The organism is Bradyrhizobium sp. CFUWI (assembly GCF_056429085.1).
This window is the reverse complement of sequence record NZ_JBWJZE010000007.1, coordinates 48,149-63,662: the sequence shown is the minus strand read 5'-3', so window position 1 is coordinate 63,662 and position 15,514 is coordinate 48,149. Positions and strand designations below refer to the sequence as shown.

Annotated in this window: 11 protein-coding genes and 1 pseudogene; 5 read left to right on the top strand and 7 right to left on the bottom strand. The window is 60.9% G+C overall.

All coding sequences use genetic code 11. From position 1 onward, the window contains the following. Positions 1-104 precede the first annotated feature (104 nt). A pseudogene (locus AC066S_RS16940) lies at positions 105-320 on the top strand (GNAT family N-acetyltransferase); the annotation flags it as partial. 874 nt (positions 321-1,194) lie between these two features. On the opposite strand, the gene AC066S_RS16935 reads toward AC066S_RS16940, so the two are convergent. The 3 genes from AC066S_RS16935 to AC066S_RS16925 are packed head-to-tail and all read right to left on the bottom strand — an operon-like array spanning position 1,195 to position 3,830. Continuing rightward, the gene (locus AC066S_RS16935) at positions 1,195-2,400 is read right to left on the bottom strand and encodes a pyridoxal phosphate-dependent aminotransferase (protein ID WP_478270218.1); all 1,206 of its coding nucleotides are present in this window, start codon (positions 2,398-2,400) and stop codon (positions 1,195-1,197) included. Continuing rightward, positions 2,397-3,140, bottom strand: coding sequence for an HAD family hydrolase (locus AC066S_RS16930; protein ID WP_128263171.1), 744 nt, complete (start codon positions 3,138-3,140; stop codon positions 2,397-2,399). Before AC066S_RS16930 ends, AC066S_RS16935 begins: the two co-directional genes overlap by 4 nt. Further along, a complete protein-coding gene (locus AC066S_RS16925) occupies positions 3,141-3,830 on the bottom strand; it encodes a GntR family transcriptional regulator (protein WP_167767540.1) in 690 nt (229 codons plus the stop codon). A 108-nt stretch (positions 3,831-3,938) separates the two neighbouring features. Here AC066S_RS16925 and AC066S_RS16920 point away from each other — a divergent pair, with 108 nt between their 5' ends. After that, positions 3,939-5,258 carry an MFS transporter gene (locus AC066S_RS16920; RefSeq protein WP_478270217.1) on the top strand — a complete coding sequence of 440 codons (1,320 nt, stop codon included), beginning with the start codon at positions 3,939-3,941 and terminating at the stop codon, positions 5,256-5,258. A 183-nt stretch (positions 5,259-5,441) separates the two neighbouring features. Here AC066S_RS16920 and AC066S_RS16915 read toward each other — a convergent pair whose 3' ends face one another. Together AC066S_RS16915 and AC066S_RS16910 are read right to left on the bottom strand one after the other, a co-directional pair. Further along, positions 5,442-8,546: an efflux RND transporter permease subunit gene (locus AC066S_RS16915; protein ID WP_135169800.1), complete on the bottom strand. Its 3,105-nt coding sequence runs from the start codon at positions 8,544-8,546 to the stop codon at positions 5,442-5,444. Beyond that, positions 8,543-9,628 (bottom strand): efflux RND transporter periplasmic adaptor subunit, encoded by a 1,086-nt coding sequence (locus AC066S_RS16910; RefSeq protein WP_135169801.1) that lies wholly within the window; start codon positions 9,626-9,628, stop codon positions 8,543-8,545. Before AC066S_RS16910 ends, AC066S_RS16915 begins: the two co-directional genes overlap by 4 nt. Positions 9,629-9,887: 259 nt before the next feature. Between AC066S_RS16910 and AC066S_RS16905 the strand changes: the two genes are divergently transcribed. After that, a complete protein-coding gene (locus AC066S_RS16905) occupies positions 9,888-10,616 on the top strand; it encodes a response regulator (RefSeq protein ID WP_135169802.1) in 729 nt (242 codons plus the stop codon). Further along, on the top strand, positions 10,613-11,863 hold the full coding sequence (locus AC066S_RS16900) for a sensor histidine kinase (protein WP_235885112.1): 1,251 nt from the start codon (positions 10,613-10,615) through the stop codon (positions 11,861-11,863). The genes AC066S_RS16905 and AC066S_RS16900 overlap by 4 nt, the downstream gene beginning before the upstream one ends. Before the next feature lie 31 nt (positions 11,864-11,894). On the opposite strand, the gene AC066S_RS16895 is transcribed toward AC066S_RS16900, so the two are convergent. Both AC066S_RS16895 and AC066S_RS16890 read right to left on the bottom strand, forming a co-directional pair. Further along, positions 11,895-13,136 carry a patatin-like phospholipase family protein gene (locus AC066S_RS16895; protein WP_235885113.1) on the bottom strand — a complete coding sequence of 414 codons (1,242 nt, stop codon included), beginning with the start codon at positions 13,134-13,136 and terminating at the stop codon, positions 11,895-11,897. Positions 13,137-13,357: 221 nt separating this feature from the next. Continuing rightward, entirely contained in the window at positions 13,358-14,404 is a 1,047-nt protein-coding gene (locus AC066S_RS16890; RefSeq protein ID WP_478270216.1) for a DUF3313 domain-containing protein, read from the bottom strand. A gap of 188 nt (positions 14,405-14,592) precedes the next feature. Between AC066S_RS16890 and AC066S_RS16885 the strand changes: the two genes are divergently transcribed. Next, positions 14,593-15,315, top strand: coding sequence for a response regulator transcription factor (locus tag AC066S_RS16885; RefSeq protein ID WP_135169804.1), 723 nt, complete (start codon positions 14,593-14,595; stop codon positions 15,313-15,315). Positions 15,316-15,514 lie beyond the last annotated feature (199 nt).

Here is a 15,514-nt window from a genome sequence, read left to right as displayed (position 1 = left end):
GAATTTCGGACACTAGCGTCCGATCTCGAAGATAGACTTCGCGTCTCGTTGGGCACAGTGCTTAGGCGCCCGGGGTTCTGCCTGTCAATGCCACACGCGCAGTCGCGATCCATCTGACGGCCGTGCATCTCAAGGATCTCGCGGGACAATTCGTCCGCGTCGATACGCGGGAGTAGACGGGCCTGTTTGCCGACTTCCTTCAACAGAGCCGCCTTGGAATGACCGATACCGTCCCGACGATGTCCAAGGGCCGGCGATTCCTGAACGGAAAGGAAGATGAGCCGTGGGTGTACGGGCTAGCCGGACACGCGTTGAGCTGAGGCTATGAAGCGAAGCTCCGCAGGGATTAGTGTCAACGGTGCCGATCGCGACCCTAAAGAGACGAGCCGTGGCTAGGCGACCGGCAGAGGGACGAGTGGCTCGAGCGTGGCGGTGTCATGCACCGTGCTGTCGCCGTCCGTCACCAAATACGCCTTGATCCCCGTACAGGCAAAAGGATACCACGCCGACCTTTCCAGCGCCCTCAGCTGGCCATGAACGCAACGGGCCGCTCCGGATAGTGCCGCTCACAGGCGCCGGCCAAGTAGAAAGCCGCTCATGATCTAGAAGACTTCTTCCGCGGTCAAGCCGCCGGTCAATGACGCCAAACTGGGAGTGAAATCCGACGACGATCGCCACCAGCAGATGACGAGTAGCCCCCATCGGCCCCGCACCAATTAGCTGTGCGAGCCTAAATCGGCACCGAACAAGCGCCCAATCCCGGAGGGCTCACGCCGCAGCCGGCGTACCGGACTGCATCTGCGTCATCGTGCACACTGTGTCCTCATCCTAAGAGCCCGCCAACGGCGGGCGTATCAAAGGATGGCCGTAGGGAATCTCGCCATATGCGATTGCCCTGCGGATGGCGAGCCGTTTGGCTGATGCGCGGCCTGCCCTACTCCAGCTTGATGTTCGCGGTTGCGTAGGTGCGGCACTATAAGCAGCAGCACCCACTTCTTATGCCAAGCGCGCAAGCGGATGCAGGCCGTTCACCCCCGTACCTCTGCAAGCCCTCCGCTGGGCTGGGCTCGGATCGAACTTTGCGCTCAAGCTCAGCGGCCGAAGCCTGCCTGGAATGTCGCGATTGCAAGCTGGTCATCGGGAGATATCCGGGAAGAATCCGGCTGCGCTCGCAGATCCGGCGCGCCGGCGCCCTCACTTCCGATACCGATGTGCCATCTCGACGATGCGTCGCCCTCCGGCCACCGCCGCCGCATGATCTTGAGAGAAATTCAGTCTTATGTTGTTCGGACAAGGACCGAACTCCGTTCCAGCCGTCACGATAACGTCGGCCTGATGGCGCAGCAACTGCACGAAGTCCTGGAGTCCGACCGCGAGCGGCGGCAACATCGGAAACAGATAGCTGCCCGCCTGCGGCTCGCGCGTATGCATGCCGGCATCGCGAAAGAGATCGAGAAGATCGTCGCGGATAGCTTGATGTCGAGCAATGCGCTCCTCAAGCCAGCCTTTGGGCTCGCGAAACCAGGTACGAAGGACCGCCTGATTGTAGCCCGCGGCGCGCAGCGAGACGATCGCCTGCAGCTTTTCCATCCGCTCGATCACCGCAGGTGCGCCGAACGCGATTCCCAGTCTGTAGCCACTCAATGACTCCGTCTTCGACGGGCCCATGATGGTGATGACACGATCCTCACGCGGGCCGGCGGCGCGGATATGCGCGTAATTCTGGTTCGCATAAAGAAGCCGCGAGTACAGCTGATCGGCAATGATCATCACGTCGAACGCGGCGGCAAGCCGGGCGATCTCGGCGATTTCCCGCCGGGAATAGACGGCGCCGGTCGGATTGTTCGGATTGGAGAACAGAAAGACCCGCGCGCCGGCCTTGAAAGCGTCCTCGAGCTGCGCGAGGTCAAGACCGGAATCCTGCGAGCTGCCCAGATAGTCCATCGTCACCGGTATAGGATGCCCGCCGACGAATTCGACGAGCTTGCGATTGGCGAAATAGTCCGGCTGGACGATCGCGACCTTGTCGCCGGCGTTCACCAGCGAGGCGACCGCCAGGAACAGGGCGCCTTGGGTGCCCGGCGTGATGATCGTACCGTTATCGGGGGAGACCGGTGCGCCGGTGAACGCGGCGAGCACTTCGGACAATTCGGAGCGGATGTCCGCCGAGCCGCGATACTCCGTGTAGGCCTGCCGTCCTCCCGCAACCAGCGCCTCCGAGAACCGTTCAGATGCACCTGGCGTGGGCGCAAAGGCGTCGACGTCTCCGTGCGAGAAATCGATCAGGTGCCCGGCGATTCTCCCGCCGCGCATGAGATTGCCGACATTGCCGGCAGATTGGCGCACTTCCTGGCCGGGAGCGTTGGCGGTTCCGAGCGCGGCGAACTTATCGACCGTCATTGGGACAGCGATACCGGTCGGGAGGCGGCCTGCGCCGATCTGTGCAGGTCGACGAGTTCAGCAAGCGAGTTGACGGTCAACGACGGATCGGCCGTGGCGGCCAAGGTCGCGCCAGTACCCTTCCTTCCGTGGCGGCGGTTCACCCAGATTGTTGTCAGACCGAGCCGATTTCCGGGAGCGATATCATGGTGCTTGCTTTGAGCCGTATGGAGGATCTCGCTCTTCTCGATCCCGCGCCTTGCAGCTTCCCCAAAAGCTGCATTGAAGTGCGGCTCGCCAGGCTTGTAGGAAGCCACGTCTTCCGCGGTGACCGTAAATAGGAACGGCACCTCCAGCGCTCTAAGCGTGCCCGAAAGCGACGCATTATCGACATTCGAAAGGATTCCGAGCGCGAAGTATCGGCTGAGGTATCGCAGGCTCTCGACCGTATCCGCAAAAGGACGCCAGGATGGTACCGACCGGGCGAACTCGTCCGCGCGGGCGAGGTTTTCGTCCCAACCAAACTGCTCCTCGATATCGCGCCATGAGCGTCGCAACACTTCGGGATAGAGCAATGTCGGGCGCGTCTGCTGATGCTTGGCCTGCATGAGCGCGAACGTGCTGACGACCAGGTCCGGAGGAACTTGAGACTTCATCTCGTCGAGCCAGGGCTGCACGACGTTCGAGATGGACGTATCCCAGTCAATCAGCGTGCCGTAGCAATCGAACGTCAGCAGCTTGTATTTCGAGAACTCAAGCATTTACTTCTCTTCCTTGGAAAGTTCTTTCCGATGCAGATGCGCCTGCACGCGCCTCGTCGAGGCGTCAGTCTGATCGACGATCAAGCGGCATGCCTCGTCGATGTGGCCATCGCGAATTTTCGCGACGATGAGGAGATGACTATCGACCCAGCCGGGGCTGAGGCCGGAATTGGCCCACGCCGGAAGCAGGTAGCGGTTGATGCCCTGGTACAGGGCGCCGATCTGCGTCAGCAGACGCGGCCGCTCCGCTCGCTTGTACAAGCTACGGTGAAACTCCCAGTGCAGATTGGCGCGTTCGAGCGGATCCGAAGCCTGCGCAGCCTTGGACAGAACGTCTTCGGAATACTTCAGGTCGGCACTGGTGAGACGTGGAGCAGAGTGACCAAGGGCATGCGGCTCCAACAACGCTCGCAACTCGGCGATCTCGAGGAAGTCCTGCTCCGAGGTCGGGGAAACGGTCACACCTCGGTTCGGATGCAATATTGCGAGCCCGTCCGCAATCAGCCGCTGCAGCGCCTCGCGCACGGGAGCCACGCTGACGCCAAACCTTGCAGCGACGTCGTTCTGCTTGAGCTGGGCTCCGCCGGAGATCGTCCCAAGCAGGATGGCCCGGCGCAATTGCTCGGCGATGACGTCCGAGGTTGAGAGCTTCACGGTCGAGATGCCGCTAAGGGCCTCCGAGAGCGTCATTCTTGACATTCCTATCATATCGCGTGATCTTCGATTATCGATAATCTATTATCGATGATTAATCAAGAGGAATGTCAGAGCGCGAGTCGGCGCGTAAGGAGTTGAAATATGACGCAAATCTCGGAAGCAACGATTGCCCAGCCCGAACAGCCGGCCGGAACGCTCTCCCGAACGGCTTTGGCAGCGACCGTCGGCACCACGATCGAATGGTACGATTTCCAGATCTACGGCCTGGCGGCGGCTCTCGTCTTCAATTCGCAATTCTTTCCGAACTTCGACCCGCTGGCCGGGACGCTGCTCTCCACTTTCGCCGTCGGCTTTCTCGCCCGTCCGATCGGAGCCATCATCTTCGGGCACATGGGCGACCGCATCGGTCGCAAGTCGACGCTCATCGCGACGTTCCTGCTGACTGGCGTGGCTACACTCCTCGTCGGGTGCCTTCCGAATTACGACGCGATCGGAATATTCGCGCCCATCCTTCTCGTGCTGCTTCGTCTCATGCAGGGTATCGGCCTCGGTGGCGAATGGGGTGGCGCCGTGCTGGTGATGACCGAAAGCGAGGCGCAGACACGGCGCGGGCTCCTCGGCAGCCTTCCCCAATTGGGATCTCCCGCCGGACTGGTGATCGCGACGTTGGTCTTTGCTGCGACGACGGCGATCCTGGGCACCGAGCAATTCGCCGCTTGGGGCTGGCGACTGCCCTTCCTGTTGAGCCTCGTTCTTGTGTTGGTCGGCGCGTTCGCCAGATTCTCGATGCCTGAAAGCCAGGCCTTTTCGCAGGCGAAACGTACGAACGCAATCGCCGCATTTCCGCTCGCGGAAACTTTGCGCACCCAGTGGCGCGAGGTTCTGATCGCGGGCGGGCTGTTTCTCGTGACCAGCGGCGGCTTCTACGTCTACGTGACGTTCATGGTCGCCTATGGCTCGACCAATCTCGGCCTGTCGAGGGAGCTCATGCTCAACGGCGTCCTGGTATTCGCGATCACGGAGCTATTGATCATTGTTCCGGTTTGCGCATTCTCCGATCGCATCGGACGCCGCCCGGTCTTCATGGGGTCCGCGATCTTTACGATTCTGTTCGCCTTTCCGCTGTTCTGGCTCGTGAACACGAAGATCACGTCACTGGTCTTCCTGGGTATGGCAATCGGAGGAATATCGAACGGCATCCTGTTCGGAATCATGGGATCGTTCGGACCCGAGCTTTTCAAGACCAGCGTTCGTTACACCGGTGCATCCCTCGGGTATCAATTGTCAGCCGCACTCGGCGGCGGATTAACTCCGTTGATCGCGACGGCGCTCGTAAAATGGGCCGACGGTAATTACTGGCCGGCTCCGGCCTGGCTCGCAGGCCTCGCATTGGTCAGCCTGATCGCGGCAATCGTCGCACCCGAGACGCGTTCTCGCTCCCTATCGGAAGAGATCGGCTGAAGAGGAGCGTCGACAGGATCGGACACCATCAGAAAGATGCCGGGGACCTTCTGGGTCCCGGCAGGTCGAGGGAGGCGTCATGCCTGCGGTTCGGATCCCGCAGCGTAGTTTTTGATCGCCCCACGGCTTTCTACAGGTGTCCGCGACCGATCGCTCGATGCACGAAGCCAGTACGTCGCGACGTCACGGCGCGCTTCGAACGATCTCACCGGTTCGCGAGACGTCTCTCCGAAAGACCTTTCCTGCCCAGCGCTGCAGATCGTCCATCACCGTGTAGAAGGCAGGTACGTACATCAGACTGAGAAGGGTCGAGCTGAACAATCCCCCGATCACGGCGATCGCCATAGGCGCCCTCCTCTCGGCATCCGCGCCCATGCCCAAAGCTATGGGCAGCATGCCGGCGCTCATCGCTATCGTGGTCATGACGATCGGCCGAGCTCGTTTCCGGGCCGCGTCCAGCAAAGCCTGCGTGCGGTCAAGGCCGCCATCGCGCCTGGCGACGATCGCGTACTCGACGAGAAGAATCGAGTTCTTCGCCGCAATTCCCATGAGCATCAGCAGGCCGATCATGACCGGCAGGGAGATCGACATCTGCGTCATCAGCAACGAGCCGAGAGCCCCTCCGATCGACAGCGGCAGCGCTGTGAGAATGGTTACCGGCTGAACGAAGCCGTTGAAGAGCAGCGCGAGGACGACGAAGAGCAGAACGATCGCCGACCCGATCGCGAGCTTGAAGCCGTCGAACAGCTCCTGCATGCGTTCGGAATCGCCCGCGGGCTTGTAGGATACGCCCGACGGCAGCTGCTTGATCGAAGGCATCTGGGCGACCAGGTCTTCCGCCTCGCCTACCGTCAAACCACTTAATTCTGCTTCGACCGTCTCGCTTCTGGTGCGATCGGTCCGGTCGATCTGGAGCGGACCTGAGCCGAAGCTGATATCGGCGACAGACGACAAGGGCACCGGTTTCTCGAAAGTCGGCACCTGCAGCATCGACAGGCCGGCCATGTCGGAGCGAGCAGCGTCGTTCAGCAGAATGCGAACGGGAATTTGCCGCGGGCCCAGACTGAACTTCGACAGGTTCTGGTCGATATCGCCTACGGTGGCGATATTGACAGTCCTGGCGATCGCTGTCGTTGAAACTCCGAGGAGAGCGGCCTTGTCCGCCTTAGGGGTTATCTGCAGCTCAGGCTTGGCGAAACTGCTCATCACTCTCGCGCGTTGGAATCCCGGAGTTGCGCGCATGTCCTGGGCCAATCGGCCTGCCGCATGGGCAAGTGCTGCGGCATCATCGCTCAGCAACGATACCTGGATTTTCGCACCGGAGGAGCCGTCCTCGCCAAGGCGGATCCGGACGCCCGGAATGATCGAAAGTTGACGGCCGATCGAGGCTTCGAACGCCCGTTGGGAGAGGGTTCGCTCGGCTCTCGGAACGAGATTGATCGTAACGGTCGATCTTCTGACCTCTCCCACAGAGGTGGACAGGTCTCCCGGGCCGGAAAGTATCGAAGTCTCGGATCCGACGGCGGCATAGACGGAAGCGACTTCAGGTCTCGCCCTAAGCAGGAACGTGACCTTTTGCGTGGCAGCGTCCGTTTCCTGCAACGTCGCACCCGGCGCCAACTCTACGCTGAGGATCGTGCGGCCTCGATCGGCCGCTGGCATGAAGTCGGTCGGAAGGGACGGAATGATAGATAAGGACGCGACGAAGAATATGACACCGGCGACGATGGTGATCCATCGATAGTGCAGCGTCCAGGTCAGCATCAAGGCATAGTACCGCACCCACGCCGGCTCGGGATGCTCCCTTCCGGTCGTCTTCAGGAGAAAGGCCGCCATCAACGGCGTAAGCAAGCGAGCGACCACGAGAGAGAAGAAGACAGAACTGCAAACGGCGATCGAGAAAGCCTTGAAGAACTGTCCCGGAATGCCCGGCATCAGACCGACCGGCGCGAAAACCACGATGATGGCGAACGTCGTCGCAACCACGGCCAGTCCAATCTCGTCGGCCGCACCGATGGCGGCCTCGTATACGGTCTTTCCGGACTGCCTGATGTGCCGGACGATGTTCTCGATTTCCACGATGGCATCGTCGACAAGAATGCCGACGACCAAAGCAATCGCCAGAAGAGTGATGTTGTTCAGCGATTGGTCCAGCGCATACATCACCGCGAAGGTTGGCATCAACGAGAGCGGTAGCGCGGCGCTCGAGATCAAGGTCGCCCGCATATCTCGCAGGAAGATCCATACGACCAGAACTGCGAGCAACGCTCCCAACAGGAGCGCCTCGATGGCGGCGTCGTACCCCTCGACGACCGCATCGGTCGAGGAGGTCACTTCCAGGATCCGTACGCCACCGTGCGCAGCGGCGAATTCGGCCATCCGCGTCCTGACGGCTCGGGTCACTGCAAACTCTCCGGTCCCGACGGCGCGGTAGACGCTGAACCCCACGACTTCCCGATCATTGAACCGGGACCTCTGTCGCGGTTCGGCCCATGAGCGCTCGACGGTCGCGATTTCGGACAGCTTGACGCTGCGGCCGTCGCTGAAGGCCAGGCGCATCTCCTTCATGGCCGCGACGTCCGGAATGCTTCCCACGGTACGAATGACTTGCTCCGATCCCCCCAGCGTCGCACGACCGCCGGGCTGAGTGATGTTGCGGTTTCTCACAAGGTCGGAAACTTCCGCGGCGGTCAGTCCCAGAGCCAGCAATCGGTCGAGATCGAGCTTGATGGTGATTTCCGCATCGACGCCGCCGGATCTGAGGATCTTGGAGACGCCGGAGACCGCAAGCGCTCCTTTGGCGATGTCGTTGTCTATGAACCAGCTCAACGCGTCCGGAGCCATCATCGGAGCGTCGACGATGAACGTCAGGATCGCCTGTCCCGTCGCATCGACACGCCGGACCATGGGATCGAGCGTTCCTTGCGGGAGCTTCGAGCGGATCGATACGACGGCATCCCGGACGTAGTTCGTCGCCCGATCGATATCGGTGCCGATCGCGAACTCGACCATGGTCATGGACAGTCCCTCGTTCACGATCGAGCGAGTGCGATTGACGGTACCAAGTCCTGCGACGCCGTCCTCGACGAATCGGGTGATTTGCGCCTCGATTTCAGTCGGCGCAGCTCCAGGCCAGGCAACGCTGACCGTCACCGTCGGAATGTCCATGTCGGGCATATTGTTGAGCCGGAGCTTCGAGAAGCCGACGGCACCCGCAAGAGTGAGCAGCACGAACAGAATGATGGTTGCGACGGGATTGCGGATCGCCCAACCGGAGATGCCGTTCATCGCAGCGCGCCGCCTTTGACCGAGGCAGTCTTCACGTTTACGAAATCACCGTCGCTGAGGAGACCAGCACCTTGGGTCACGATGCGATCTCCAGCCTCCAGTCCACGCAGGACTTCCACGTCATCCGATTCCTTGGCGCCGATTCCGATCTCGACCAACGACACCAGACTGTCGCGTCCGATCTTGAAGACGTGAGCCTTCGCTTCGCGCCAGACCAGCGCCTTCAGGGGAACGGTCAACGCAAGCTTTCTTTCGGCCGAAATCTCGACCCGAGCGAACATCCCTGGCTTGAGATTCGTTCCCCTTGGCAGCGCGACATGAACCGTACCCAAGCGCGTCTTCGGATCCACCACCGGCGAAACGAGGCGGACCGATCCATACTCGGATCGCCCACCGGGGCCGAGCACCATCACATGCTGCCCTGCCGCAGCAGCGAGCAGGTCGGTTTCGACCACGCGGGCATCGACCTCGATGCGATCGTCCTGGATCAATCGGAACATCTCGACTCCGGCTTGAACCACCTGGCCGATCGCCACCGATCTCGAGGCGATCGTTCCCGCAGCGGGCGCGATGACGACCGTCTGACGTTGCCGTGCCTCTGCTTCGTCGAGTTGGGCACGAGCCGCTTCCAGCTTGGCCTCGGTCGTCTTGACGAGCGTCTCGCGCTGCTCGATGGCTTGCGCGCTCATCACCCCCGAGGACACCGAATGCGCGCGCGCAGCATCCGATCTGGCAATGGCAAGGCTCGCTTCCAGTTCGCCGATCGCGGCTTTTTGCTTGGATATCGCCGCAGCCGTCAGATCATGGCTGAGGCGCGCCAGTACCTGCCCCTTCACAACGACGTCGCCTTCGTCCACGGCGACCTCGATCACCGCCAGCCCACCCGCTTCAGAGCTGACCGGGATTTCACGCCACGCAACGACGTTGCCTGTGGCGGTGATCGTTCTGGTGACCTCCGATCTCTCGACCGATGCGGCCACGACGGTCATCGCGAATGAAAGACTTTCCGCATGGACGGTTGAATGGCAGACCAGAGACGTCATGATCGCCATCGACCTCAGGCCGCGATGGATTCTCTTCATATCAGCACCTTCCTCCCGCGCCCCCGTCGACTCCCGAACGCCTCGCCGGCCACACTTGCTCGTACGGCCGACGACTGCTCGGGTAGGACGTGGCGTTTGCTCGCGTAGTACAATTTGTGTCGGATCGTCTCGGGAGGGTGCCGGTTTGTGTCGAAATGTTGCTAGATTGGTGCCTCGGCGCCTTTCGTTACGAGTTCCGGCTTTTTTCGACCCTGTTTACCGGTAAAACCGCGCTTCCGAGCCACTGTGAAGGGCATCCATGAACGAACACACTCCTCAGATCCTGGTTGTCGACGACGATCCCGAGATTCGTAAGCTTCTTGCCCGCTACATCGAAAGCCAGTCGCTTCGCGTCGTCCTGGCATCGAACTGCAGCGAGATGCGCGAGCGCCTTGCCGCCGAACAGGTAGATCTCGTGGTCCTGGATGTGATGCTTCCGGACGGCTCCGGGCTCGACGCCTGCCGCGATTTGCGAGCGAAACGGAACATGATCCCGGTCATCCTTCTGACGGCGCTCAAGGAGGATGTCGATCGCATCGTGGGTCTGGAAATGGGAGCCGACGATTATCTCGGCAAGCCGTTCAATCCGAGAGAGCTGGTCGCCAGAATTCGCGCCGTCTTGCGACGCCGCTCGGAAAGAAGTCTTCGATCTCAGCAAGCAAGGAAGTACCGATTCGACGGCCTCACGGCCGATCCGCAGTTGCGCAGTGTAACCGATGCGCAGGGCAATGCTCTCGAACTGACCGGCGCGGAATTCGATCTGTTGCAGGTCTTTCTCGACAGACCGGGACGCGTGCTTTCGCGCGATCAACTCCTGGACCTTACGCGCGGCCGAGAGGGAGACGTCTTCGATCGCTCCATCGATGTCCTCGTCAGCCGGTTGAGGCGTAAACTGGACACTTCCGGAATGCCGCCCCTTTTCAAGACGGTTCGCAACGGCGGTTATCAGCTCGTCGCGAAGGTCGGGGTGCAGGACTTTCCGGCGTGAACACCCTGCGCGCCAAACTCGCCGTCCTTCTCACCGTCGTGATCATCTCGGTGGTCTGCATTCTGACCGGGATTCTCGTCTACCTGTTTGATCCGCCCAACGAACGGGAGGCAATCGCTCCACTCGTCGACCAGGTAGAGTTATTGACCCGAGTTGGGCAGGTCGCTCCCAGATTGGTCATCGTTCAACAGGCCGCAGCGGGCGGTGAAGTCGAAACCAATCTCACCGCTTGGCTGCGCGACGCGCTGACGGCCCGCGGGATCCCCCGCGACGTCATCGTCTCCCGCAAGGACGACCTTGCTCTCCTGTCAATTCCGGTCGATCAAGGATGGATCGTCACGCAAATCCCTGACTTGCCTCCCGCGGGCGGCGTCTTCCATCTCCTTTTGATTTGGCTCGCGCTGACCACACTGGGCACGATGGCAGTCGCTCTCTTTTTCGCGAACCGGATGGTCAAACCTCTCGTACTTCTCGAACGCGCGATCGAAACCGTAGGCGCGGACGGTGTCCTTCCCGAGCTGGCCATGACAGGACCGGCGGAGGTGCGGGTCGCAGCCGGAGCGCTGAATTCTCTGTCTTCCCGGCTGAAGTCGGCAATGGAAAGCCGAATGCGGCTGGTCGCGGCAGCGGGCCACGACTTAAGGACACCGATCACCCGTATGCGCCTGCGTGCCGAGTTCGTCACGGATGAAGAGGACCGCCAGATGTGGCTAAAGGATATCGATGAGCTAGAAAAGATCGCGGACAGCGCAATTCTTCTCGTGAGAGAGGACTCCGGCAAGTCGGCACCTGAGCCGATCCGGCTGGACATTCTCGTTTCCGACCTCGTGGACGAGCTTCGAACGCTATCTTACGACGTCACTCTGACCAACTCTGCGGCGGCGACCGCACTCGCGAATCGAACAGGCCTGAGCCGCGCCTTCAGGAATTTGCTCATAAATGCATCCACGCATGGTAAGCGGGCCCGGGTCGCCGTCCAAAGCAGCGCGAAGGACATCGTCGTTGTGATCGACGACGACGGTCCGGGGATTCCGCCCGATCTAATCGGGCAGGTTTTCGAGCCGTTCTTCCGCGTCGACCGGGCGCGCACAAAGCAGTTCGATGGTGCCGGGCTCGGTTTGACGATCGCGAAAGAGATCGTTCAGCGCGCAGGAGGCAGCATCAAGATCCAGAACGGATCACCACGGGGGCTGATCCAGACCGTGACGCTGCCGGTTACGCACTCGCTTCCGGCGGAGCCACACTGACGGGTGCCCCTTTAACCCCGGCGGGACACATTTACCGGAGCTCCGCACTCTGACTGGCGGGGGGCGAGGCCGAACTGGAGAAGTGACCCAGCGGCTTCGGATTTTTCGCGATTCCCGGGGGTGCCTTTATCCACCGGTAGCCTTCGAAACCGGAACGATAGCCTTCGGTGTACAACGCCTGCATATATCCCTGCTCAAACGACGCCTCTCTCGTCGCTCGAAAGGTCGATGAAATTGCCGCAAGGTTGAAGTCAGTACCGTCGATCTCGGCCTTCGCATAGATGCGATAGAGGTCGCCGATGCTTTGATTCTTGATCAGGGTGGAGATCGACCTCAGAGAAATAGAGAAAATGCCCGGTTCTACGGCTTCCCATTCCGGGCTGATCTTTCCGTTTCGGATGATGAAAAGGCGTGCAGCAGCTTTCTTGGTCGGGACGTCGGTGCGAATGATAGTCGAAGGTCGCGGCACGAAAACCTGCTGAGTCACGCCCCCATCGACATGAAGTTCCTCGTAGGTGCGGTCTGCAACACTGACCTTGATGCGAACGGGAGGAAAGGCACCCGGCACAGAAGCGGAAGCCAGCAGGATCTTTCGGAAGAGGGGCAGGGCTTGCGGATGATTGCTCATGGCTATGCGTCCCACATCCCATAGAACGGGACGCTGCGCGTCCAGATTCGTCGTTCCGATGAGCAACACTCGACCCCTTCGCCGCTCCATCGCGATATCGCGGAGGAATTGATCATCAACATACTTTGCTATCAGACTCTCGAGCGGGGAGCTGTCGACCAAGCCCGATCCGAGCAATGGCGCTACGACGCCGGGATCGTAGATATCGCTGCGCTCGTACCTCGTGAACACCTCTTTCAATGCTGCATCTCTGCTCCGCCCCAGATAGACGAACGGCGCAGTCAACGCGCCGGCGCTCACCCCGGTGACCAGATCGAACTCAGGTCTCGTGCCGGCATCACCCCACCCGACCAAGAGACCGGCGCCGAAGGCACCGTTGTCGCCTCCGCCAGATATTGCGAGAATGTTGAGCTCATCCGATTGTTGGCCGAGACGGCCATGAGCGGCATTCGGCTTCCTGCGGATTTGTTTGATCGTAGACAGGGCGGCAAGCGCCTCAGGCGGAGCGTCCCCCCATACTCGAATGTTCGGCATCCCGGTGAGTTCGGCCTCGTCAATGAGCCGTTTCGGAACCACGTCGCGCGGAAACAGGGAGGCACATCCGCAAAGAAGGCCGGTCATCAGAAACAGCGCGGCCACACGCATCACTGATCTGGATGTACACATGGTCTTCGGTATCTGAGGACGCCTAATCCGACCTCCGAGCGAACGGGTCGTCCACCTGAAGGGCTCGGCGATAGATGCTCGATCGGCCGACACGGGGCACGGGGGCCGGACACGATGACGTGGATGACCATCATCGTAGGCGACCTTCGCGATCGAACCGCAAAGGCCGCGTCTGCCGATCCGGCCGTCCTCGACCACCACTACTTTCGTGTTTCCGCTGGACCGTCATCGGTCCATTCGGGAGGAAGGCCCAATTTGCCGCCGACCAGACCGGCGATCCCAGGAGCCCGGCCATAGGTTTCGCACGCCGCATACTTGGGAGCGAGACCAATATTCGAGCCGACCTTTTCCAAGGACGGGATATCGATACTAAAGCCCTCGAAGGGACTTTCACCCTTGTTGAGCATCTTGGCGAAGTCGTCGCCGAAGTCCCGAGCGAGATCGTAAGCGTCACTGGCTCTCGATGCTCTCGGCGTGCTGAAAAAGGCGTTCGCCCCTCTTCCCCAGATCATGGCGGCTTGCTGTCGCCCCGTGACGTCGACGGCTTCGGCTTCGATGGACAAGTCTCCGAGTCCAACCGGAATGCGGGGCACTGGAATCGGAACGGCCGTGTCCACGAAGCTCGTACCGAGCTTCGCCGCGGCCGAGACGCCCGCGGCGACTTCATCAGTCGGCGTCGCACGCGTAATGGCCGCACGCACGGTCAAATCCGCCCGTTGATCGGGCGACACCACTCTGAATCTGTCGCTCAAATTGATGCACAAGGCGCGGCTTACCGTATTGGCGACAAGGATACGCTGCTCATGGGTTAGCGCAGGCGCAACGAAGGCAGGGAATGCCGTCGGTGCGACATTGATCGTCTTCGCCGCCGCTACCTGCTCTTTCTTCACCTGAAGACGGGACTTGGTGATCTTTCCATCCGACTGCTTCAATCCTTCGTAGGAGGAGAGCCCGTTGCCCTGGACCAGCGCGGGAGTCGCGCAAGCGGGCAACAGGGCAAGGATGGGCAGGAGCGCCAAGCGCATCGACTTGTTTCGGCCCGTCGCCGCCAACTGCCGCCAACCCGCCGCGAACGCGGGGCATACTCGGGTGTTCGAGGCCAAGCCGCCCTCGAATTTCGCATCCGTCCGGCCGTACGGCAGCGCGAAGCGGAGCAGGCGCGATGCGCAATATCCGAGCGGCCACCGGCGTTGGTACGGAAACGACGGATATGAACCAGGATGGTTAAGACCGGCAGCGGAGCGCATTCAGACCCCCTTATTGTGAACCCTGCGCTCGTGATAAACGGGCTACATGGCTCGGAATCTGGCCGCGGATGACCTAATGTTGCTGACCGACCGCAATTTGTGTCGAAAGATGTCCAGTCCGAATTGAGGACAGCCTTCGTTACAAATAATACCCTTCAGCCTGTTCCAACCGGACTAAACCGGCGCCTATGCACATTCCCCAAATCCTTGTCGTCGATGATGACTTAGAGATCCGCAAGCTCCTTGCTCGCTACATCAAGGAGCAGGGCTTCCGGGTTCAACTCGCGTCCCGCTGCGCGGAAGTACGTGAACGGATTGCCACGAATCAAATCGATCTGATCGTGCTGGACGTGATGCTCCCGGACGGGTCCGGACTCGATCTTTGTCGCGATCTCCGGTCCACGCGATCGCGGATTCCGATCATCCTGCTCACGGCTCTGAAGGAAGACGTGGATCGGATCATCGGCCTCGAGATCGGCGCCGACGACTATCTCGGCAAACCGTTCAATCCGCGTGAATTGATCGCCCGTATCCGCGCTGTGCTCCGACGGGGCGACGATGGCCGCCCCTCTCACGGTGGGAAAGGTCGCTACCTCTTCGAAGGGTTCGTCGCCGATCCGTCCGCCCGGTCGGTGGTCGCTCCGCAAGGCACCTCGATCGATTTGACCGGGGCGGAGTTTGATCTCCTCTTGACGTTTCTCGACCGTCCCGGCCGCGTTCTGTCTCGCGACCAACTGCTCGATCTGACCCGCGGGCGCGATGGAGACGTCCTGGACCGCTCCATTGATGTCCTGATCAGTCGACTTCGGCGCAAACTTGCAGAGAGCGGCGCAAACCACATCTTTAAGACGGTGCGCAACGGCGGCTATCAGCTCGCCGCCAAGGTTAGCTACCTGGACGAGCACTCCTGAGCCTGTGGTCGCTCAGTCGACCTTCCCTGCCTCTGCATCATTTCGGCAGGGCTGCGAACGATTGCCCTTCGCAGCGGTCGACGATCACCGACAGTCGCGCCTCAACGTAGCGGTTGCCTTCAAATAGCACCGCGTAAGGACGCCGCTTTGACAACTCCGTGGCGCCGCTTCGCAAACATATGATCCAAGGAAAGGAGGA